This window comes from Vibrio sp. V01_P9A10T6, assembly GCF_963877065.1.
Classification (GTDB): Bacteria; Pseudomonadota; Gammaproteobacteria; order Enterobacterales; family Vibrionaceae; genus Vibrio; species Vibrio anguillarum.
Genome location: NZ_CAWNTB010000178.1, coordinates 37,294 through 59,245, shown reverse-complemented (window position 1 = coordinate 59,245; position 21,952 = coordinate 37,294). Strand labels below are relative to the sequence as shown.

General features: G+C 45.4%; 16 protein-coding genes. 10 read left to right on the top strand and 6 right to left on the bottom strand.

Annotated elements, in window-relative coordinates; all coding sequences use genetic code 11:
* Positions 1-8 precede the first annotated feature (8 nt).
* From AACQ21_RS13360 to AACQ21_RS13350, 3 genes are all read right to left on the bottom strand, one after another.
* Positions 9-617 (bottom strand): TIGR04211 family SH3 domain-containing protein, encoded by a 609-nt coding sequence (locus AACQ21_RS13360; protein WP_026029138.1) that lies wholly within the window; start codon positions 615-617, stop codon positions 9-11.
* Positions 618-775: 158 nt separating this feature from the next.
* Positions 776-2,035 (bottom strand): inorganic phosphate transporter, encoded by a 1,260-nt coding sequence (locus AACQ21_RS13355; RefSeq protein WP_026027278.1) that lies wholly within the window; start codon positions 2,033-2,035, stop codon positions 776-778.
* A 144-nt stretch (positions 2,036-2,179) separates the two neighbouring features.
* Positions 2,180-2,860 (bottom strand): TIGR00153 family protein, encoded by a 681-nt coding sequence (locus AACQ21_RS13350; protein WP_013856047.1) that lies wholly within the window; start codon positions 2,858-2,860, stop codon positions 2,180-2,182.
* Positions 2,861-3,064: 204 nt separating this feature from the next.
* Between AACQ21_RS13350 and AACQ21_RS13345 the strand changes: the two genes are divergently transcribed.
* The 4 genes from AACQ21_RS13345 to hldE all read left to right on the top strand — a co-directional run bounded on the left by AACQ21_RS13345 (position 3,065) and on the right by hldE (position 10,694).
* Positions 3,065-4,588, top strand: a complete 1,524-nt coding sequence (locus tag AACQ21_RS13345; protein ID WP_105976916.1) for a CYTH and CHAD domain-containing protein — start codon at positions 3,065-3,067, stop codon at positions 4,586-4,588.
* 382 nt (positions 4,589-4,970) lie between these two features.
* Positions 4,971-6,227 carry a methyl-accepting chemotaxis protein gene (locus AACQ21_RS13340; protein ID WP_013856051.1) on the top strand — a complete coding sequence of 419 codons (1,257 nt, stop codon included), beginning with the start codon at positions 4,971-4,973 and terminating at the stop codon, positions 6,225-6,227.
* A gap of 126 nt (positions 6,228-6,353) precedes the next feature.
* Positions 6,354-9,200, top strand: coding sequence for a bifunctional [glutamate--ammonia ligase]-adenylyl-L-tyrosine phosphorylase/[glutamate--ammonia-ligase] adenylyltransferase (gene glnE / locus AACQ21_RS13335; protein WP_105976914.1), 2,847 nt, complete (start codon positions 6,354-6,356; stop codon positions 9,198-9,200).
* A gap of 63 nt (positions 9,201-9,263) precedes the next feature.
* The gene (gene hldE / locus AACQ21_RS13330; protein WP_013856054.1) at positions 9,264-10,694 is read left to right on the top strand and encodes a bifunctional D-glycero-beta-D-manno-heptose-7-phosphate kinase/D-glycero-beta-D-manno-heptose 1-phosphate adenylyltransferase HldE; all 1,431 of its coding nucleotides are present in this window, start codon (positions 9,264-9,266) and stop codon (positions 10,692-10,694) included.
* A gap of 85 nt (positions 10,695-10,779) precedes the next feature.
* On the opposite strand, the gene tolC is transcribed toward hldE, so the two are convergent.
* Complete coding sequence (gene tolC, locus AACQ21_RS13325) at positions 10,780-12,087, bottom strand: outer membrane channel protein TolC (RefSeq protein ID WP_105976913.1); 1,308 nt, start codon at positions 12,085-12,087, stop codon at positions 10,780-10,782.
* Between the two features lie 234 nt (positions 12,088-12,321).
* On the opposite strand from tolC, the gene nudF reads away from it, so the two are divergent.
* From nudF to parC, 6 genes are all read left to right on the top strand, one after another.
* The gene (gene nudF, locus AACQ21_RS13320; protein WP_105976912.1) at positions 12,322-12,951 is read left to right on the top strand and encodes an ADP-ribose diphosphatase; all 630 of its coding nucleotides are present in this window, start codon (positions 12,322-12,324) and stop codon (positions 12,949-12,951) included.
* Positions 12,939-13,373 carry a DUF1249 family protein gene (locus AACQ21_RS13315; protein WP_017042669.1) on the top strand — a complete coding sequence of 145 codons (435 nt, stop codon included), beginning with the start codon at positions 12,939-12,941 and terminating at the stop codon, positions 13,371-13,373. The genes nudF and AACQ21_RS13315 overlap by 13 nt, the downstream gene beginning before the upstream one ends.
* 47 nt (positions 13,374-13,420) lie before the next feature.
* The gene (gene cpdA, locus AACQ21_RS13310; RefSeq protein WP_013856058.1) at positions 13,421-14,242 is read left to right on the top strand and encodes a 3',5'-cyclic-AMP phosphodiesterase; all 822 of its coding nucleotides are present in this window, start codon (positions 13,421-13,423) and stop codon (positions 14,240-14,242) included.
* Positions 14,232-14,828: an esterase YqiA gene (gene yqiA, locus AACQ21_RS13305; protein ID WP_017042667.1), complete on the top strand. Its 597-nt coding sequence runs from the start codon at positions 14,232-14,234 to the stop codon at positions 14,826-14,828. Before cpdA ends, yqiA begins: the two co-directional genes overlap by 11 nt.
* Positions 14,829-15,040: 212 nt before the next feature.
* The gene (gene parE / locus AACQ21_RS13300) at positions 15,041-16,924 is read left to right on the top strand and encodes a DNA topoisomerase IV subunit B (protein WP_017042666.1); all 1,884 of its coding nucleotides are present in this window, start codon (positions 15,041-15,043) and stop codon (positions 16,922-16,924) included.
* Positions 16,925-19,201 (top strand): DNA topoisomerase IV subunit A, encoded by a 2,277-nt coding sequence (parC, locus tag AACQ21_RS13295; RefSeq protein ID WP_105976911.1) that lies wholly within the window; start codon positions 16,925-16,927, stop codon positions 19,199-19,201.
* Positions 19,202-19,272: 71 nt separating this feature from the next.
* Here parC and degS read toward each other — a convergent pair whose 3' ends face one another.
* Together degS and AACQ21_RS13285 are read right to left on the bottom strand one after the other, a co-directional pair.
* Positions 19,273-20,337 carry an outer membrane-stress sensor serine endopeptidase DegS gene (gene degS, locus AACQ21_RS13290; RefSeq protein WP_026027274.1) on the bottom strand — a complete coding sequence of 355 codons (1,065 nt, stop codon included), beginning with the start codon at positions 20,335-20,337 and terminating at the stop codon, positions 19,273-19,275.
* Positions 20,338-20,479: 142 nt separating this feature from the next.
* Positions 20,480-21,844 (bottom strand): Do family serine endopeptidase, encoded by a 1,365-nt coding sequence (locus AACQ21_RS13285; protein ID WP_094149138.1) that lies wholly within the window; start codon positions 21,842-21,844, stop codon positions 20,480-20,482.
* Positions 21,845-21,952 lie beyond the last annotated feature (108 nt).

Below are 21,952 nucleotides of genomic sequence, written 5' to 3'. Positions count from 1 at the left end.
TAGGGAGATTATGCCCAACCAGAAGGGTGTTTCTTACGGCGTGGGATAATGTGTGGCAAAATTAGTCCAAGTAACAGACCAATACCCGCTACGCCGCCCCCATAAGTAAAGTATTTAAGCAGTAGATCCTCTTTCTGAGTATCCAGCTTAGCGCGCAGTTCGCGAATTTCAGTTTGTGAATCAGTGAGCTGCTTACTGATATCACTGTAGTTTTGTTCTAACTCTGAAATTTGTTGATTGCGAGCCTCTAATGAATTGGCCAATCCGGCTTTTTCACTGTCTGCATTTTGCTTTGCATTGGCCAATTTACTTTTCACTTCGGCCAGCTCACTCTCCAATTTCGGCAAACGCATCGCCATGCTTTCTTGGCGAGTGACAAAACGGCTTTCAACCCAACCAGTACGGCCTTTCTCATCGGCAATCTGGCTATAACCAGTATCGTTATTAACATCAAGCAGCTTTACTTTGTCTCCTGCATCGATGCTACCGAGAATGCGAAATTGGTTACTTGGACCGGAATGAATATAAGTAAAGAGTTTGTCCGCAATATAGCGGTCTTGCGCAAACGTTGGCGCAGCCAACATGGTCAGTAAAACCATGCAGATCAGTTTTTTCACGATAAGTCCTTTAGCTATCAAATGAGGTATTAAAATGCTTTCGACAAATATTAAGAAGTTTCGTTGATTGGTGCAACAAAGAAGGGAGGCTAAGCCTCCCTTTCTGTGCGTTTGAGTCAATTAATGACATTGCACTTACAATCTATTGACTTATTGTATTAGCCAAATATTGCTTGCAGGGCATAGAAGAAAATGACCGCAAGTAAAGCGCCTGCTGGCAAGGTGACAATCCATGAAGCAACGATATTACGCACCACACCTAGATTCAATGCCGCAATTCCACGAGCAAAACCAACCCCTAATACCGCACCAACAAGTGTTTGTGTGGTTGAGATTGGAAGGCCAGTACCTGATGCCAATACGACCGTTGACGCTGTTGCTAATTGAGCGGCAAAGCCACGGCTTGGCGTCAGTTCAGTGATACCCGTACCGACCGTCGCCATCACTTTGTGACCAAGGGTAGCTAGGCCAACCACAATACCAAAACCACCCAGTGGCAAAATCCACCAAGCAATTGAGCTTTTAGCACTAACAGCACCCAAGCTTTCAACAGTTGAAACCACCGCAGACAGAGGACCAATCGCGTTAGCTACATCATTTGAACCATGCGCAAAAGCCATTGCACACGCAGTGATCACCATCAATACGCTAAAGATGCTCTCAACACCGGAAAACCCATGGTCTTCTTCGCGGTTAGCAAATTTTCTCTTGATATAGTAGTAACCACCGACCATAACAAGACCTGATAACGCCGCAGAACATAACCATGCTTCACCGGTACTCAAGTGTAAGCCTATATGTTTAAGGCCTTTTTTGATGGTAACCAGTGCGATCACCATAGTGGTGATGAACATATAAATAGGAACAAAGCGTTTGGCATTCATCAGTGGATTTTCAGTATCGAAAATCAATCGTTGAGCACTGACGAAGATTAAGTAGGCGAACAAACCAGAAATGACTGGAGTGACAATCCAACTGCCTACGATGCCTTTTACTGAGGCCCAATCAACCGCTTCTGGGCCGACAGATATGCAGGCAAATCCGATAATGGCGCCGATGATAGAGTGAGTCGTTGATACAGGCCAACCCATGTATGAAGCCAGCAATAACCATGTTCCGGCTGCGAGAAGCGCAGACATCATGCCATAAACAAGAACGTCGGGTTGGTGAGCGAAAAGTGCGGGTTCGATGACGCTGTTACGAATGGTTTCGGTTACTTCACCACCCGCTAAATATGCACCAGCGAATTCAAAAATCATCGCAATGATAATAGCTTGTTTTACGGTTAGCGCTTTTGAGCCTACTGAAGTTCCCATTGCATTAGCAACATCATTTGCACCAATACCAATCGCCATCATGAAGCCAAAAGCGGCTGCAACAAGAATCAGGACAGTGCCGTAGTTCGCAAGGATATCCATCGTAATACCTAGTCTTTTGATAACAAGCGGAGCATAACTGGACTCATTTTCTCGAAGCGAGTCAAAACCATCAGCGGAGAAAATAATCAACGCCTAAGCTGATGGATCAAGTTTTGCTCTTCGTTATTTGGTTAACTTACTGATTTAAGAGCGAGAAAGCATTAGTTCAAGACGAGCGCCAACGCGCTGAGCTTGATCGGCAATGCCGCCCACCCATTCTAGAATTTTGTACAAGAACATTACATCGATCGGATTCATTTTCGACTCAATAGCCATTAATTGTTGGCGGAGTCGAACCTGCATCGCATCGGTGTCATCTTCAATCACATCCAGTTGATTGATCATTTCCGCCACCAGTGTGACTTCACGACCTTTAAATCCTGTTTCCAATAACTCATCGAGCTCATTGATCACTTTTTGCGCTTGATTTGCTGCATCAAGGCAGCGTTTTACGTAGGCAATGAAGTTTTCTTGAAGAGGCTCTGGGATGATCAATTGACGACCGTAGACACGGCCTGCAATATCTTTTGCAAGGTTGGCCAGTTTATCTTGCTGAGTTAACAGCTCTAGCATGTCAGTACGATCGACAGGCATAAATAAACCGCGTGGTAGTTTAAGACGAATTTCACGCTTGAGTACGTCCGCTTCTTTCTCTAAATGAGAAATTTGGGCTCGAATTTCACCTGCTTTCTCCCAGTCACCCTTTGAACAAACTTCAAAGAAATTGACTAAGTGAGAGCAACATTCATTCACACACACAACGTGGCGCTGCAAAGGCTTTATAGGGGACTTTGCAAATAACCCCATAATTGTATTTACTGGCATGGTCGTTCAACCTAAAAAATATAACCTTAAAATAACATACACCATTCATGGCGAAATGTTGAGCGATGGCTATAAAGGCGCGCATGTTAACCCATTAAATCTCTCATTAAAACTGTTTTAGATCATCATTCCGGTGATATTTGTTACTTGCCCCACTGTGCATTAGGCCATATTCTTTCGCTATCTGCTTTGAAAGGGTTAGTTATGGAAACCGAGATAGAACTGAAGTTTTTTGTTTCACCAGAATTTTCGGAAATTTTGCGTTACAAGATCTCTGAAATCAAAGTACTTCAGCACAGTTGTCGAGCGTTAGGGAACACTTACTTCGATACACCTGACAACTGGTTGCGTCAACACGACACAGGGCTTCGTATTCGTCGCTTTGATGATGTGTATGTTCAAACTGTTAAAACGGCGGGTCGAGTCGTTGCAGGGTTGCACCAAAGACCAGAATACAATGCTGAGCACAACAGCAATGAACCGAACTTGACGCTTCATCCGGAAGATATCTGGCCACAAGGTAAAGATATGACGACCTTACAATCTGAACTGATGCCTCTATTTTCGACCAACTTCACACGCGAGCAGTGGTTGATTGGCATGGCCGATGGCAGCCAAGTTGAAGTGGCTTTCGATCAAGGCTTTGTCGTTGCAGGTGAAAAACAAGAACCTATCTGCGAAGTGGAGCTGGAGTTGAAATCGGGGCAAACGGATGCTTTGTTTACGTTAGCTCGCCAGTTTTGTGAGCACGGTGGTATGCGTCTGGGTAACTTGAGTAAAGCGGCGCGAGGCTATCGTCTTGCGTCTGGTTATCAAGGTGATGAAGTTCACGCCTTAACCTTGGTCAATACAGTCAGTACTGACAGCGTGGAAGAGTGTTTTATTCACTCGCTAGAGCATGCATTATCCCATTGGCATCACCATGAACAGATCTACACCGAGCGCGATTCAATTCCGGCGTTACATGAGATAAGCCACGCCACTAGTTTTTTACGTCAGATCTTGAGCATTTATGGCGGCATTGTGCCACGTCGCGCTAGCGCTATTTTACGTCAGGAATTGAAATGGTTGGAGCAAGAGTTATCGTGGTTAAAAACTCATGACTACCTAACCAATCTGCTTGAAGATAAAGGCCACGCACTGCGTAAACTGGACGCTCGTAAATTTATCATCGCCGAGTTAAAAGAGCAGCAAGAGGCACTACCTAATCGGGAAGAAAACTTAAAGCTGCTCAGTTCGGCGCGGTATACTGGGTTACTGCTTGATCTCAGTCGTTGGATTTTGAGCCGTGGATGGCAACCCTTCTTGGACGATAAAGCCAGAGAAAAAATGGCGCGTAACGTCGGTTCGTTTTCGGTGAAGCAGTTGGATCGCACATGGGCCGAGTTAATGGAAGCTTTTCCCCCTAAAGTTGAGCTAAGCCCTCAAGAGTATATTGATCAGCAGTATCGTTTAATGCGTAATCTCTACACTGGCATCGGTTTTGCGAGCCTTTATGATATTGAAGAACGCAAAAACTTCCGTCTCCCTTGGGCTGATTTACTGCAAGGAATAGATGATTTATTAATGCTCAAGCCGCTAGAGAATTTGATCGACAAGTTGCAAGAAGACGAACAAGAACAACTCAAGCGATGGCTGATTCGCCAACAAAACTCCATTGTTCATGCGATGGAGCAGACGCGACAAATTGGCATTGAAGCCGAGCCTTATTGGCGTAAAAGTCGCTAATCAACATGGCTCACAGCCAAAATGAAAAAGAGATACTGCGGTGTCTCTTTTTTTATATCTCTGCTCATTTAGTTTCATTAATTACAATTGATTTGTGGATGAGATCAAATCTCCAACATGTTGCACAACGAAACGACTACAGTTCAAAAAATCAGGGTCGATAGAAACCTAACAGGTATCATGATTGACAGGGATGAACAACAAGCCTGAGATCACAAATAATGTCATGAGTGAGTGGATCAGCAACAATAAACACATTGGATTTGTCTCATCTTTGATATCATCTTTTTTCATACGAAGCTCAAAATAAATAGCTTTTTTAGTTTTTGAGTTTGCTTACTTACCGAAATTTCAACATATAAGACATAGTGGAGAACTGACAATGGCAACAATGGCATTTAAGCCATGGGAACGTTTGATTACCGATATTCGTCTCGTTCCTAAAATGGTTATGCTGATGGTGTTTAGTACAGTATTGATCATCGCAAAGCAGCTTTGGGATGCTCGTACTTTTTACGAATCACTGCTTGCAGCAACTCAGAATACCGAAATCGCTCAGCAACACTATGATGCTTATTTGACTCAAGTAGTATGGCAAACGGCATTCATGATCATCGTTTTTGTTGTGCTTTTACTCGCCGCAGCCAAAGTCATGCTACGCCAAACACAATATTTAAGTGATTCAATTAAGTTGATGGCAAGTCGTGATCTTTCCACACCGATTAATATGGAATGTAAAGATGAGTACGGCGACGTTGCGCGAGAGCTTGAGAAAACCCGCCGTCAGTTGCAAGACGTCATTAAGATGCAAGTGGATGCCTCACAAGAGCTTTCGTCACTTACTGAAGTCATGACCATCAGCATGTCAGAAACCAAAGATTCGGCTCAAGAAGAGTTTAACGAAATTGACCAATTGGCCACCGCCATGAGTGAAATGACATCCACGGTGCAAACGGTCGCAGAGCATGCACAAAATGCATCAGCACTAACCGAGCAAGCGTCAGGTCAAGCAGAAACTGGTCAGCGTTTTGTCAAAGGCACCATCACTAAGATGAGTGAGCTATCGAAGGATATCGCGGCATCAGCGCAAGCCGTCAACCAAGTTGAAGAACGAGTGGTTGCGATTGGCAGTGTTGTTGGAACCATCCAAAGTATTTCCGAGCAAACCAACCTACTCGCGCTCAATGCTGCCATTGAAGCGGCTCGGGCTGGTGAAGCTGGGCGTGGTTTTGCGGTGGTGGCCGATGAAGTGCGTAACTTAGCGCAGCGCACCCAAAAAGCGACGATTGAGATCCAAGAGATGATTTCTCAATTACAAAATAGTGCCAATTCAGCCGTTGATTTAATGGAAAAAAGTGTAGTTGAAGCGGCTGAAGGAGTTGAGCTGGTTACGAATGCGGGCACTGAATTAGATGGTATTGTGAATCAAGTGCAACGGATCAATGACATGAATATCCAAATCGCAACGGCCGCTGGGCAGCAAACTAGCGTGGCTCAGGAAATGGACCAAAATCTAACCAATGTGAGGGAGCTCGTTGAAGCCTCAGTAACAGTAGTTGGTGAGTTGCTTGAAACATCAGAGATCATGCAAAGCAACGCTGAAGAGTTAGATCGGAAAATCACGATGTTCAAAGTCTAACTCTGTAGAAATTCGATCCTTCAATCAACGCCCACAATTCTTGTTGTTGGGCGTTTTTTATTGATATAAGTTTGCTATAAATAGCCTTCTAGCGACTGCATTGGTCTCAATTCACAAGGATGTCTCATGTTACTGCCTTCATCACTTCACGCTTTTGCGCACACCACCTATCAACATTTGCTAGAGCAACAACCGAGCATTGCACAGTGGTCCGAGCCATTGAAAAAACAGCTGTTGTATGTGGTCGGGATGAGCCAGTTTATCAATGAAGCATTATTGCGCGATGAACGGTTGTGTATGCAATTACCGGAAATGTTGGCGGGAGAGTCAAGGCTAGAGCATTACCGAGACGATCTCGTTATACAGCTAGAAGAGTGCAAAGATGAAATGTCAGGGCATCGTATTTTGCGTCAGTTTCGTAACCGGGAAATGGTGTACATCGCTTGGCGAGATTTCACCGCCAGTTGGACATTAGAAGAGAGCCTTGCACATCTTTCAGCACTGGCGGAAGCACTCATTTTTGAGACTTACCAGTGGCAGTACGCTGTTTGCTGCTTCGAGTGGGGAACGCCAACTAACGACCAAGGTGAAGCACAACCGATGCTGATCATCGGCATGGGCAAGTTAGGTGGCGGTGAGTTGAACTTCTCATCGGATATCGACCTCATTTTTACTTATCCTGAAAACGGTGAAACACAAGGCGCTCGCCGCAGCATCGCGAATGCGCAATTTTTTACCCGTTTAGGCCAGCGAATCATTAAAGCGTTGGATCAACATACCTTTGACGGTTTTTGCTACCGAGTTGATATGCGTTTGCGTCCTTTTGGTGAAAGTGGCCCACTGGTGATGAGCTATGCGGCGCTCGAAGATTATTACCAAGAGCAAGGGCGTGATTGGGAGCGTTATGCGATGATCAAAGCTCGAGTAATGGGGCGGGAAATGTATCCGCAGTATCAAGAGCTGCGTCAAATGCTGCGACCATTTGTGTTCCGCCGCTACATCGATTTTAGCGCCATTCAATCTCTGCGCCGTATGAAATCGATGATCAGCAGCGAAGTGAGACGTAGAGGGCTGCATAACAACATCAAATTAGGCGCAGGCGGGATCCGCGAAATTGAATTCATCGCACAAGTATTTCAGTTAATTCGTGGTGGACGAGAACCCAGTTTACGTCAGCGTGGACTATTAGAAACACTGGTTGCAATAGAAGAACTTGCCCTGCTCAAACCGCAAGAAGTGGCCGATTTACGACAAGCTTATCTGTTTTTACGCCGCCTTGAGAACCTATTGCAAGCGATGGCCGATAAGCAGACGCAAACCTTGCCAGACAATGAACTGGATCAACTTCGCTTAGCTGTTGCTATGCAATGCACTGACTGGGTAACGCTGCTTCACGAAACGCATCAACACATGACCAAAGTACATCAAGTATTTGCAACTCTGATTGGCGATGATGAAGAAGAAGATGACCACTGCGTTGCTAAACATTTTCACGAGCTGTGGGATATGGCGCACAAGCCAGATGTGCTTGAAACGATTTTTCAACAAGAGCTTACCTGTGATGATCCTGCCGGCATGGCGCATGTATTGATCCAATTTAAAGAGGATTTGGCGAAAAAAACGCTGGGCCCACGCGGACGAGATGTATTAAACCGGTTGATGCCAAAACTGTTCCAAGCGATTTTCATTCACCCAGATGCGCAGTTTGGCTTACCTCGTGTGCTGCATTTGATGTACAAAATTGTGACTCGAACCACTTACCTTGAGCTGCTAGATGAACACCCTGCGGCATTGACGCAGCTGGTGCGTTTATGTACCGCAAGCCCGATGATTTCGGAACAGCTTAGTCGTTACCCCATTTTACTCGATGAACTTATCGACCCGCAGCATCTCTATAATCCAATCGAGTTGTCTGCTTATAAAACTGAACTGCGTGATTTTCTTGCTCGTATTCCCGAAGAGGATATGGAGCAGCAAATGGAAGGATTGCGCCAATTTAAGCAGATCTGCATTTTGCGTATTGCTGCTGCTGATATTGCCGGTGCGTTGCCTGTGATGAAAGTGAGCGATCACTTAACCTACCTTGCTGAAGCCATCGTTGAAGCTGTGATCAACCAAGCTTGGCAGCAAGTCAGTGCAAAATACGGCCAACCCACTCATTTAAAAGAGAGGGATGGTAAAGGGTTTGCAGTCGTTGGCTATGGCAAAGTGGGGGGCTGGGAGTTGGGTTACAATTCCGATCTTGATATCGTGTTTCTCCATGACTGCCCAGTGGATTGTTACACCGATGGCGCAAAAGAGATTGATGGCCGTCAGTTTTATTTGCGCTTAGCCCAGCGCGTGATCCACATTTTTGCTACTCGTACCGCTTCTGGTATTTTGTATGAAGTTGATACTCGTTTGCGCCCGTCTGGAGCGTCCGGTTTATTAGTTAGCCCCGCTGAAGCGTTTGATGAATACCAGCGCAATGAAGCGTGGACGTGGGAACACCAAGCCTTAGTTCGAGCTCGAATGATTTATGGTGATGAGCCACTGCAACAGGCTTTCCATCGCACCCGCCATGAGATTTTGTCATTGGCAAGAGATGAAACCAAGCTCAAGCAGGATGTAGTCGCGATGCGGATAAAAATGCGCGATCATTTGGGGGGAAAGAAAAGTGGCCGTTTTATGCTTAAACAAGATGCTGGTGGCATCACTGATATTGAGTTTTTAGCTCAATATCTAGTGCTGCGTTTTAGCCATGAAAAGCCAAAATTGACGTTTTGGTCAGACAACGTACGCATTTTTGAGTCACTGCTGAACCAAGGCGTTATGGAGGAAGAACAAGCGCTGGCTCTCACCGATGCCTATACCTCAATGCGCAATCAGATCCATCATCGAAACTTGCTTAACTTGGATGCGGATGTTGACGAAAGTAAGTTTGTTGACCTGCGAAAACGAGTCACAAACGCTTGGCAGCAGTGGCTAGGTTGAGTGTTTTAGAGACTCAATGAGCTGTGTTACACTCAGCGCAATAACAAAAATTGGAGATCCACAATGAAACCAATCCTACCTGACTACAATGATGCAGGTGTATTGATTATTGGCGATGTGATGCTTGATCGCTACTGGTATGGCCCAACCGGTCGCATCTCACCAGAAGCCCCCGTTCCTGTAGTAAAAGTAGAGAATAGCGAAGAACGTCCAGGCGGCGCGGCAAACGTTGCAATGAACATTGCTTCGCTGGGCGGTCATGCGCACATTGTTGGTTTAACTGGCGTGGATGAGCCAGCGAAGGTTCTGACTGAAACGTTAACAGCGTTGAAAGTGAGTTGTGATTTTGTTGCTCTGCCAAATTATCCAACCATTACAAAATTACGCGTGCTAAGCCGAGGCCAGCAGCTGATCCGTTTGGATTTCGAAGATAAGTTTGAGAACACCGATCCAGAACTGATTTTATCTCGCATGGAGCTGGCGTTACCGAAAGTAAAAGCGGTGATCTTGTCCGATTACGCCAAAGGCGCATTAGAGCATGTGCAGCAATTAATCCAAAAAGCACGTGCAGCCAACGTTCCCGTTTTTATCGATCCTAAAGGAGCCGATTTCGAACGTTATCGTGGCGCAACATTGCTCACACCTAACATGTCTGAATTTGAACAGGTCGTAGGCAAAGTAAAAACAGAGCAAGAGCTAGTAGAAAAAGGCTTTGCCTTGATTGAACAGTTTGATCTTGGCGCACTGTTGGTGACTCGCAGCGAACATGGTATGACACTGTTACAACGCAATCAGAAGCCATTCCATTTACCAACATTAGCCAAAGAAGTGTATGACGTAACGGGCGCTGGAGATACGGTGATTTCAGTGCTTGCAGCATCAGTTGCGGCAGGTAAACCACTTGATGAAGCGTGCGCATTGGCCAATGCGGCGGCGGGTGTTGTGGTTGGTAAACTGGGCACGTCAACCGTTTCAACCATTGAACTAGCGGAAGCGGTTCACGGTAGCAAAGATACTGATTATGGTGTCATCAGTGAACAAGCCTTAATTGATGCGGTAAAAGTAGCTCAAGCTCAGGGCGAAAAGGTGGTGATGACCAATGGTTGCTTTGATATTTTGCATGCAGGACATGTTTCTTATCTTAACCACGCAGCCAAATTGGGCGATCGCCTGATTGTTGCCGTTAACACGGATGAGTCGGTTAAGCGTTTGAAAGGCCCAGGTCGCCCAGTCAATACAACGGATCGCCGCATGGCGGTACTGGCTGCATTGGGCGCTGTCGATTGGGTGGTTCCTTTTTCTGAAGATACGCCACAGCGTTTGATAGCGGCTGTACTACCTAACTTACTGGTGAAAGGTGGTGACTATAAACCTGAAGATATCGCCGGTGGTGAAGAAGTGATTGCTGCGGGTGGAGAAGTCAAAGTGTTGAACTTTGAAGATGGTTGCTCAACCACAGAAATTATTGAAGCGATTAAAGGCGGTAGAGGCTAACATCGCGCCGTATCCTTTGGCATTTTGTATAAAATGAGCCAATCACGACAAAAAAGCCGCTGAATTGTCAGCGGCTTTTACTTTTTTAGCTGTCTGCTTTTAAGCCAGCGTTGATATCTAAAATATCTTGCTCACTCAAGGTGCCTACTGCTTGACGCAATTGCAGTACGCTCAGCACATAGTCATAACGTGCGTTAGAGAGATTTTTATTCGCATCGTAGAGACGGCGCGTTGAATCAAGCACATCAACAATAGTTCGCGTACCTACATCAAACCCTGCTTCGGTCGCTTCCAGTGCTGATTTCGCTGAAATAACTGACTGCTCATAAGCACGTAAAGCGCCAATAGAGGCATTGATGTTGTTGTTAAATGCGCGTACATCTTTCACAACGCTGCGATACGTTTTTTCTAAATCTTGGCTTGCAGCAACGTACGCAAATTCAGCTTGTTTGGTTTGCGAAGTGGTTTTTCCACCAGTGTACAATGGCACCGCAAGGTTAATACCGACATTAAAATCGTTATAATCCCCTTTAGAGCCGCTATTATTATTACTTTCATCGCCGTACTTGTAGCCGCCATCAAGAGTCAGTGAGGGTAAGTGCCCTGAACTTGCTAATGAAATATTATCTTTCGCGACATCTTGAGCAATACGAGCGGTCAGCAAAGAGAGGTTTTTCTGTTGGGCTTCTTCAAGCAGAGCATCAATCGGCTGCGTTGTTTTGCTGGCTGAAAAACGATTAGTATCCAACACACTTAAATCAGAATGTTCTTGGCCGGTAATTTCACGCAAGGTTTCATAACTATTAGTGAGGCTATTTTTTGCCAAAACTTCATCAGCAAGCACGCCATCGTATTGCGCTTGTGCATCATGCACGTCAGTAATTGCAGAAAGACCGACTTCAAAACGTTGTTTCGTTTGCTCTAATTGACGAGCCACTGCCGCTTTTTCTGCACGGACAAATGCCAAGTTATCTTTGGCGCGAAGCACTTCAAAATAGGCTTGTGCAACGCGTAAAATTAGACCTTGCTGGGTGGCCGCATAGGCAGAATCCGCTTTGCGTGCATTCTTTTCTGCCGTGTCTAAAGAAACCCAACTTGAACGTTGATAAAGCTGCTGAGAGAAACTGATGCCTGCTGTGAGCTTATCACTTTCGCGTGTATCAATATCGCTGCGGTTGATATTGTAACCAGCAGTCAGGTTGATCTGCGGTAACAGATCGCCACGGCTAGATGTGACCGCTTCAAATGCAGCATCACGTTGAGCTGCAGAGCTCAGTAACTGAGGATCATTTTCTTTGGCTTGATTATAGATTTCAGTAAGAGTATCCGCCCATACTGAAGAACTCAGGCTGCCTAATGCTGCGCTGATGAATAGTGGAAGCAGTTTTTTCATTGGTCCTATTCCCTGCCTTAATATGTAAGAAGGTTACTTTTAAGGAGTTTAACTTAAATTGGTGGTAATTCACTCGAAACTTTGCACTTTTTTACACATAGCTGTCCACATGTGCAATAAAATTCGATGCTCGTTTAAAAATAAATATAAAATTTATATAAAAAGTTGAGCAATATCCTTGGTGATGGATGAATTCCATGATTAAACTATGAGATTCACTGAGCGAGGTTTCAAATGCAGCAGTCTGACAAACAGTACAACATTTTTACGCCCCAAGATGTGGACGTCATTTCAAAAGAAACACTGTTCCAAGGTTTTTTCCGCATGGTGAAATACCGCTTTAAACACAAGTTGTTTGAAGGTGGATGGAGTGAGGTGATTGAAAGAGAAATGTTTGAAAGAGGTCATGCTGCGGCTATGCTTCCTTATGATCCTGCGCGTGATGAAGTCGTGATTATAGAGCAAATTCGAGTTGGAGCACTAGAGCACGCCCATCCTTGGCAACTGGAGATTGTTGCTGGAGTCATCGACACTAATGAAACGTCCGAGCAGGTTATACGTCGAGAGGCGATGGAAGAGGCGGGAATTGAAGTGAACCGAACCGAAAAAATTAGCTCTTATTATCCATCATCTGGGGGATGCTCTGAATTACTCGACGTCTTTGTTGGTGAAATCGATGCAACGCAAGCTAAAGGCGTACATGGGCTTGACTATGAAGGTGAAGACATCAAAGTTCATGTCATGAGCCGTGAAGAGGCTTACCGCTTAGTGAAAAATGGCCAAATTGAGAATGGTGCCTCAATTATCGCTTTACAATGGTTAGAGCTAAACTATCAACAGTTACAATTGCAATGGCAGAATTAGCATTGAAAAAACCGTATCACGTTGATTTATCGGAACTAATGCGTGTGTACGAAACTAACTACGCGAAATTGAACGCTTTGTTACCAAGTCAGCCGAGCGTAGGTGACTTACGCTGTTATCAGGCCGCTCAAATGACCTATCAATTACAAGTGCTAGAGGTCACAAAGTACACAACTTTAGTGGAGATTTGTCAGAGTGATGACGTTTCAGTATTTCCATTACCGTCGATGTCTGTCAGGCTTTACCACGATGCACGTGTTTCCGAAGTGTGTGCAAGTGCGCGGATAAATCAGATCAAAGCTCGCTATGATTACCCGAATGAACAAATGATGCAAAAAGATGAGAAAGCGCAAATCAATCGCTTTTTAGGCGATTGGCTTACTTTCTGTTTAAAGCACGGGATTAGTCGAGCTCCAATTTAGTCTTCGTCATAGATGAAAATTAGTCATTCAATTTGGATTAATAAATTTTGAACGTGTCGCCAACTCTAGACAATTCAGACAGCATCAAGCTGCTACAAATTACCGATACGCATCTGTTTGCGCCGGATGATGGCAGCCTGTTGAGTGTTAATACGGTAGATAGCTTTCATGCTGTTGTGGCGGAGATTTGCGCACAACATGTTGAATTTGATGCAATTCTGGCTACGGGCGACATCTCGCAAGATCATAGTGCTGAGTCTTATCTTCGTTTCTCTCGTGGTATTTCCTCATTAGAAAAAACTTGTTTTTGGCTTCCCGGTAATCACGACTTTAAACCTAATATGGGCGCCGTATTCCCGTCAGAGCAGATTCAACAGTCGGAGCATGTATTACTCGGTGAACACTGGCAGATGGTGATGCTCGATTCTCAAGTGGTGGGCGTACCGCACGGACGGCTGAGTGATCAACAATTGGCTTTACTTGACGAAAAATTATCGACGCACCATCAGCGACACACCTTGATTGTGCTGCATCATCATCCTCTATTGGTGGGGAGCGCCTGGCTCGATCAACATAGCCTCAAAGACAGCGATGCTTTTTGGAATATCGTCACGCAACATCGCAATGTGAAAGCCGTCCTGTGTGGTCATGTTCATCAAAATATGGATAAACTCCATCACGGTGTCCGAGTGATGGCCACTCCCTCGACCTGTGTACAATTTAAGCCCAATTCAGATGATTTTGCTTTGGATCGCACTTCCCCAGGATGGCGTGAATTGACGCTATCTGCTGATGGTCAAATAGAAACTCAAGTCAAACGTTTAGCTAATGGCGCATTCCAACCGGATTTTAACGCTAATGGATACTGAGATGCCTACTCGTCAACCTATGCTGCTTTATATTCACGGCTTTAATAGCTCGCCGCTGTCGCACAAAGCACAAGTGATGGTGAAGTATTGCCAAATGCAGCGTCCTGATATCAAAGTGATGGTGCCTAAGTTACCCAGTTTTCCCGCGCAAGCTGCGGAATATCTACTTGATCTTATTCATCAACATCAAGATCAATATCGTATTGCGCTGGTGGGGAGTTCATTAGGCGGGTATTTGTCTATTTGGTTAAACCATTTGTTTGGTTTTCGTGCCGTGGTGATAAACCCAGCAATCAAACCGTATGAATTATTGGTCAATTTTTTAGGCGAACAAGTCAACCCCTACACGCAAGAGCACTATCGGCTAGAGGCGAAACATATTGAAGAGCTCAAAGCATTAGAGGTTAAAATTAATGACGTCACGTCATTTTGGTTGTTGCAGCAAATGGGCGATGAAGTCTTAGATTACCGTCAAGCCGTCGCTAAATTGACGGGAGCAAAACAGACGGTTGAATTTGGCGGCGATCATAGCTTTGTGAACTTTGAGCGATATCCGCGACAAATCATCGAATTCCTAGATCTCTGACCAATTCATTGAGGGGGGAGTCATAATTTTACCTGTAACTTACTTATCTCGCTTGACATAAGCAAGGCTCTTCCAGACTATGTCCTATCTATACTTTTGCAGTTTGTAATGCTGAAAAAATCAGCGTTGTTGTCGTTAATTAATCACAAGTACATCATTGATAAACTGCCGAAAAAGTAACGAATCATTTATCTATAAAAGCATTCCGTATTATGACTGAACAATATAATGCTGGGGCCATTGAAGTTCTTAATGGTTTAGAACCAGTACGTCGCCGACCTGGGATGTATACGGACACCGCGCGACCTAACCATTTAGGCCAAGAAGTTATCGATAACAGTGTCGATGAAGCGCTAGCCGGATATGCCTCCAAGGTACAAGTTATTCTCCACGCCGATCAATCACTTGAAGTGATCGATGATGGGCGTGGTATGCCTGTTGATATTCACCCTGAAGAGAAAATATCAGGCGTTGAGCTTATCTTCTGTAAATTGCATGCGGGTGGTAAGTTTTCAAACAAAAGCTACCAGTTCTCCGGTGGTTTACATGGGGTAGGTATTTCCGTAGTGAATGCCCTATCCAAGCGTGTGGAAGTGACCGTTCGCCGTGATGGGCAAATATATGAAATGGCGTTTGAGCACGGTAATAAAGTCGAGGAATTGACGGTAACTGGTACCTGTGGTCGTCGCAATAAAGGGACAAGTGTCCACTTTTGGCCCGATACCAGCTACTTTGATTCGCCTAACTTTTCAGTGACTCGCCTAATCAATAATTTGCGCGCTAAAGCGGTACTTTGCCCGGGGCTCGAGATCACCTTTAGTGATAAGGTTAACAATCTTGAGCACCGTTGGTACTACGAAGACGGCCTAAAAGATTATCTCGCAGAAGGCGTAAAGGGTTACACCTTATTGCCCGAAGAGCCATTTACGGGTGAGTTTGTCGCTGAAACTGAAGCGGCCAACTGGGCGGTGATCTGGCTACCTGAAGGTGGTGAGATGATCACCGAAAGCTATGTTAACTTAATCCCTACCGCACAAGGTGGTACGCACGTTAACGGCTTACGCCAAGGGTTACTCGATGCGATGCGTGAATTCTGTGAGTTCCGCAACCTGTTGCCGCGTGGCGTTAAGTTAACTGGTGAAGATGTCTTTGATCGCTGTTCTTATGTATTGTCGGTTAAGATGCAAGACCCACAGTTTGCAGGGCAAACCAAAGAGCGCCTTTCTTCACGTCAAACCGCGGCTTTTGTTTCAGGTGTGATAAAAGACTCCTTCAGTTTATGGCTGAATGAAAAACCACAACTCGCTGAATTACTTGCCGAAGTGTGCATAGCCAATGCGCATCGCCGCATGCGAGCCAGCAAAAAAGTGGTACGGAAAAAAATCGCATCAGGCCCCGCGCTCCCCGGTAAATTGACCGATTGTTCAGTGCAAGACCTGAGCCGCACGGAAATCTTCTTTGTCGAAGGGGATTCAGCAGGCGGCAGTGCTAAGCAAGCGCGCGATCGCGAATTTCAGGCGGTTATGCCACTGCGTGGGAAAATTTTAAATACGTGGGAAGTGTCGGCAGACCAAGTGCTGGCTTCACAAGAAGTGCATGATATTTCTGTTGCGCTTGGGATTGATCCTGATAACGACGATCTAGATGGATTGCGTTACGGTAAAATCTGTATTCTCGCAGATGCGGACTCTGATGGTTTACATATTGCCACCTTGCTCTGTGCCTTATTTACCAAACATTTCCGAGCACTAGTCAAAGCGGGCCACATTTTTGTTGCGATGCCTCCTTTGTATCGGATCGACTGCGGCAAAGAGGTCTTTTATGCACTCGATGATGCTGAAAAAGAGGGCATTTTAGAGCGACTTAGCCAGAAAAAAGCCAAAATCAACGTCCAACGATTTAAAGGTTTGGGTGAAATGAATCCGCTTCAATTGCGTGAAACAACGATGGATCCAAACACGCGCCGCTTGGTGCAACTGACCATTGATGATGCTGAAGCAACGGATGAGATGATGGACATGTTGCTAGGTAAAAAGCGTGCAGATGACCGCCGCGCATGGTTGCAACGTTATGGCGATATGGCAGAGGTGCAATAAATGTCAACTGAAATAACCTTTGATGGTGTTGAAAAACTGCCGCTGCGTAAGTTCACTGAAGACGCCTATCTCAATTATTCGATGTACGTCATCATGGACCGCGCACTGCCTTATATTGGCGATGGTTTAAAACCGGTACAGCGACGTATTATTTATGCGATGTCGGAGCTTGGACTCTCGGCGTCAGCCAAGTACAAAAAATCAGCGCGTACCGTTGGTGACGTGCTCGGTAAATACCACCCGCACGGTGATTCGGCCTGTTACGAAGCGATGGTATTAATGGCACAACCCTTTTCTTACCGCTATCCACTGGTGGATGGTCAAGGTAACTGGGGTGCTCCGGACGATCCAAAATCCTTCGCGGCGATGCGTTATACCGAAGCGAAACTGTCTAAATTCGCTGAAGTTTTACTGGGTGAGCTTGGACAAGGCAACGTTGATTGGCAGCCTAACTTTGATGGGACAATGCAAGAACCACAAATGCTGCCGGCGCGTTTACCTCATATTTTGCTCAATGGCGTCACGGGAATTGCGGTGGGCATGGCGACCGATATTCCGCCACATAATGTGCGCGAAATTGCCGATGCGACGATTCACCTGATCGATAACCCGGAAGCGCAACTGCACGATGTGATGCAGTACGTGCAAGGGCCGGATTATCCGACCGAAGCGGAAATCATTTCACCTAGAATTGAAATTGAGAAAATATATCGCTCAGGTCGCGGCAGTATCAAAATGCGCGCGGTTTGGCATAAAGAGGGTAGTGATGTTGTGATCACAGCATTACCTCATCAAGTCTCAGGCGCTAAATTGCTCGAACAAATCGCTAACCAAATGCGCGCGAAGAAATTGCCAATGGTTGAAGATTTACGCGATGAATCGGATCACGAGAACCCTACGCGTATTGTTATTGTGCCGCGTTCTAACCGCGTAGATTGTGACTTGTTGATGAGCCACTTGTTCGCATCAACCGATCTAGAGAAAAGCTTCCGTGTTAACTTGAACATGATTGGCTTAAACAATCGTCCTGAAGTGAAAGGTTTAGTGACCATTCTTTCTGAGTGGATTGAGTTTCGTCGCACCACGGTTCGCCGCCGCTTACAGTACCGTCTTGATAAAGTCATGGCGCGTTTGCACATCTTGGAAGGTTTGCTCATTGCTTATCTGAATATTGATGAAGTGATTGAAATCATTCGTACTGAAGATGAACCGAAAGCGGTATTGATGGCCCGGTTTGGTATTAGTGCTATTCAAGCCGATGCGATTTTAGATACCAAACTTCGCCACTTAGCCAAACTTGAAGAGATGAAGATTCGTGGTGAGCAAGATGAGCTTGCCAAAGAGCGCGAAAAATTAGAGCAGTTGCTTGGTTCTGAGCGTCGCTTGAACACATTGTTGAAGAAAGAGATCAAAGCGGATGCTGAGAAGTACGGTGATGATCGCCGTTCACCACTGATTGAGCGTGCTGAATCTAAAGCGTTGACTGAGCGTGACCTTGTGCCAAGTGAAGCGATCACCGTTGTGCTTTCGGAAAAAGGCTGGGTACGTCATGCCAAAGGGCATGATGTGGATTGCCAAAGTTTGAGCTACAAATCCGGCGACCAGTATTTGGCTCATGCTTGTGGTAAGAGCAATCAACAGGTCGTATTCTTGGGTAGCGATGGTCGAAGTTATTCGCTTGAAGCTCACTCGCTACCTTCGGCGCGCAGCCAAGGTGAGCCGATTACGGGTCGTCTCAACATCACAGAGGGCTCGTCTATTCGCCAAGTAGTGATGGGGGAAGAGGATCAACTCTGGCTAGTGGGCTCGGATGCCGGTTATGGTTTTGTGTGTAAAGGTGGTGAACTGCTGTCGAAAAACCGTAGTGGTAAAGCCTTAGTTAATTTGCCTGATAACTCAGAGGTAATGACGCCGCAGGCCATCGGTAATTTGGAGTCTGATGACATTTTAGCGATCACGAATCAGGGGCGAATGTTGCTATTCCCAATCAAAGATTTACCACAGCTAACCAAAGGCAAAGGCAACAAAATAATCAATATTCCTGCGGCTAAGTCCAAAGAGCGTGAAGAGTTTGTGTCACACTTAATCTCCTTGCCTCAAGGATCGGCTATTACGCTCTATGCCGGCAAACGCAAACTTGGTTTAAAAGCCAGCGATCTAGAAAACTTCCGTGGTGAGCGTGGACGTCGAGGTAGCTTACTGCCGAGAGGGCTACAACGTGTTACTGCGATTGAGATTGAATCAGAACTTAGTGATTCAGATCTTGAGCAAGAGTAAAAGTCTATAAATAAAAGCCCCCTTCGTGAGTTGGGGGCTTTTTTATGTTTCTTTGTTTTTGGTGGCTTAGTTTATTCGCGTAGGTCTTCAACAATTGTCACGGGAAGTGTCATCTCTTCACCTTTACGTAAGATGAGCACATCGACAACGGTACCTGGGCGCAAGTCAGTGACAATTTCCATCACACTCTTGCGACCATTAATTTTTTTACCGCCAATTTTTAGAATAATGTCACGCTCTTTAAAACCAGCCGTTTCCGCAGGGCCATTGGGGTCAATGCCCAACACAACTATGCCGCCAATATGTTCACTGCCAAGTAGGCGAGATGTTACTGGAGTAATATCTTGCCCATCAATACCGATATAGCCGCGAATCACGCGTCCATCAGCAATGATTTTTTCCATAATGGTATTGGCTAATTTGTAGGGAATCGCGAATGATATACCATCGGTTTTCATTTCAGTTGCTTGTTGAAACGAAGCCGTATTAATACCTACGAGCTCTCCTTGAGTGTTGACCAAAGCTCCACCTGAATTGCCTTCATTAATGGCCGCATCAGTTTGGATGAAAGCTTGACGTCCATCGGTACTGACTGATGAACGTTCAGTGGCAGAAATGATACCAAAAGTAGTGGTTTGTCCAAGGTTGTATGGATTGCCAATGGCCAGTACCACATCGCCAACTTTCACCGAGTAATTGGGATTTTGTGGAATAACGGGAAGGTTCGTTCCTTCGATTCGCAAAATTGCGATATCCGTGCGTCGATCTTTGCCTACTAATTGCGCTGCTGCGAGACGGCCATCTTGTAAGGCCGCTACGATTTGGTCGGCTTGGGCTACTACGTGATAGTTAGTAATGATGTACCCTTTCTCGCTCACAATCACACCAGAACCTAACCCTTGAATCGACAGTTTACTGCGATCGCTTTCGGTGTATTTTTGGTTGTAAATATTGACTACAGCAGGTGCGGCGCGGCGAACGGCTTGGTTAAACGAAATTTGCAAAGAGAGCGCATTGGGAGACTCTTCGGCCGCGATTTGCGGGAGAACATTTGAACGTAGCGAGGGAACCGCTAGTAAAATAACAACAGCAGCGAGAAGCCCAAGCCCCACTGAACGAAGTAAAAAGTTAAGCATATCTTCCCCAAACAAAACCCGCTATATACTCAGCTTATTTTACACCTGAGCTTGAGAGAGGAAGAATAGCACTACATGATTGAATAAGAAAAGGGCAGCATTCAAATGCTGCCCTGATCACTCGACAAGAGATTCTCACTAATTAGCGAATAACCAAGTAAATGGTTCTATCACCTCGTTGGATATTCAGCGCAAGTATGCTCGGCTTTTTCTCCAAAATTTCGCGTAATTGTGCGAGGTTTTTCACTCGTTGGCGGTTAACACCAATGATGATGTCCTCTTTTTGTAGTTGATACGCTTCTGCCGCTGACCCTTTCTCTATAGCAGTCACTTTAACGCCAGCGATTGGGTCTTGATCCGTCGTATTGGTCAGTGCCGCACCAGTCAACCCCGAGTGCAGTTGCTCTGCTTTGGTTGTGGTGTTGTTTTCACTCAAGGTTACGTCGAAGGTTTTGCTTTTACCATCGCGGATAACATCGATTGTGATTTTTTTACCTGCACCTAATGTTGCCACTTTGGCTCTTAATTCATTGAAGGTAGAAACGTTTTTTCCATTAATAGCTGTGATGACATCACCCGCTTTGATCCCTGCTTTATCGGCGGCGCTATCTTTGATAACTTGGCTAACAAACGCCCCTTTACTTGACTCATAGCCTAGCGCTTCAGCCAGTTCAGAGGTTATTTCACCCCCTTGAACGCCGAGCACGCCACGTTTTACCTCACCAAATTCTAAGATCTGTTCGGTTAAGTTTTTCATCATATTTGATGGTATTGCAAAACCGATCCCAACGTTGCCACCATTCGGCCCAAGAATCGCGGTATTAATCCCAATCAATTCACCATTGAGATTGACTAAGGCACCACCAGAGTTGCCACTGTTAATCGCGGCATCGGTCTGAATAAAGTTCTCAAAGTTTTCAAGATTAAGTCCACTTCGTCCTAGCGCAGAAACAATGCCGGAAGTCACCGTTTGACCAAGACCAAACGGGTTCCCGATCGCGACCGTGAAATCACCTACACGCAGTTTGTCTGAATCCGCGATACGAATTTGGGTTAAATTTTTTGCTTTTTTGAGTTTGATCAGCGCGATATCGGACATTTTATCGCCACCGACGAGCTCCGCATCGTATTCTCGGCCGTCGTATAGTTTGACGCGAATCTTATCAGCGCCATCGATGACGTGATAATTAGTCACAACATAACCTTTGTCTGCGTCAGTAATGACACCAGAGCCTAATGCTCTAAATGGCCGCTCTTGCGATTGGTCGATTGGGAAGTCAGGACCAAAGAAAAATCGAAACTGCTCGGGTAAACGTTGATGGGAAACTTGAGTTCCCTCAACTGAGATACTCACAACCGCCGGTGTCACTTGCTCTAGCATCGGTGCTAAGCTCGGCAATGGCTCACCACTGACAGAAAAGGGTAGCGCTGCCATTGCGGGTAGTGGGGTGATGATTGAACTTAAACTTAACGATAGAGCGGTTAAAAGAAGTAAAGGTTTTTTCATCATAAGCTCCTTTGGAATAACTGTGTTCGAAGTTTAATATTTGTACGAAAGACAAAACTTCAACACTCTCGTGAGGTTTATGACTCAAAAACCTTTATAAAGTTCATG

Coding starts and splice junctions, on each gene's coding strand:
- hldE (WP_013856054.1), top strand. CDS start 9,264: ATGAAACCAATCCTACCTGACTACAATGATGCAGGTGTATTGATTATT.
- nudF (WP_105976912.1), top strand. CDS start 12,322: ATGCAGCAGTCTGACAAACAGTACAACATTTTTACGCCCCAAGATGTG.
- parE (WP_017042666.1), top strand. CDS start 15,041: ATGACTGAACAATATAATGCTGGGGCCATTGAAGTTCTTAATGGTTTA.
- AACQ21_RS13350 (WP_013856047.1), bottom strand. CDS start 2,860: ATGCCAGTAAATACAATTATGGGGTTATTTGCAAAGTCCCCTATAAAG.
- degS (WP_026027274.1), bottom strand. CDS start 20,337: ATGCTTAACTTTTTACTTCGTTCAGTGGGGCTTGGGCTTCTCGCTGCT.
- AACQ21_RS13315 (WP_017042669.1), top strand. CDS start 12,939: ATGGCAGAATTAGCATTGAAAAAACCGTATCACGTTGATTTATCGGAA.
- tolC (WP_105976913.1), bottom strand. CDS start 12,087: ATGAAAAAACTGCTTCCACTATTCATCAGCGCAGCATTAGGCAGCCTG.
- AACQ21_RS13285 (WP_094149138.1), bottom strand. CDS start 21,844: ATGAAAAAACCTTTACTTCTTTTAACCGCTCTATCGTTAAGTTTAAGT.
- AACQ21_RS13355 (WP_026027278.1), bottom strand. CDS start 2,035: ATGGATATCCTTGCGAACTACGGCACTGTCCTGATTCTTGTTGCAGCC.
- AACQ21_RS13340 (WP_013856051.1), top strand. CDS start 4,971: ATGGCAACAATGGCATTTAAGCCATGGGAACGTTTGATTACCGATATT.
- parC (WP_105976911.1), top strand. CDS start 16,925: ATGTCAACTGAAATAACCTTTGATGGTGTTGAAAAACTGCCGCTGCGT.
- AACQ21_RS13345 (WP_105976916.1), top strand. CDS start 3,065: ATGGAAACCGAGATAGAACTGAAGTTTTTTGTTTCACCAGAATTTTCG.
- glnE (WP_105976914.1), top strand. CDS start 6,354: ATGTTACTGCCTTCATCACTTCACGCTTTTGCGCACACCACCTATCAA.
- yqiA (WP_017042667.1), top strand. CDS start 14,232: ATGGATACTGAGATGCCTACTCGTCAACCTATGCTGCTTTATATTCAC.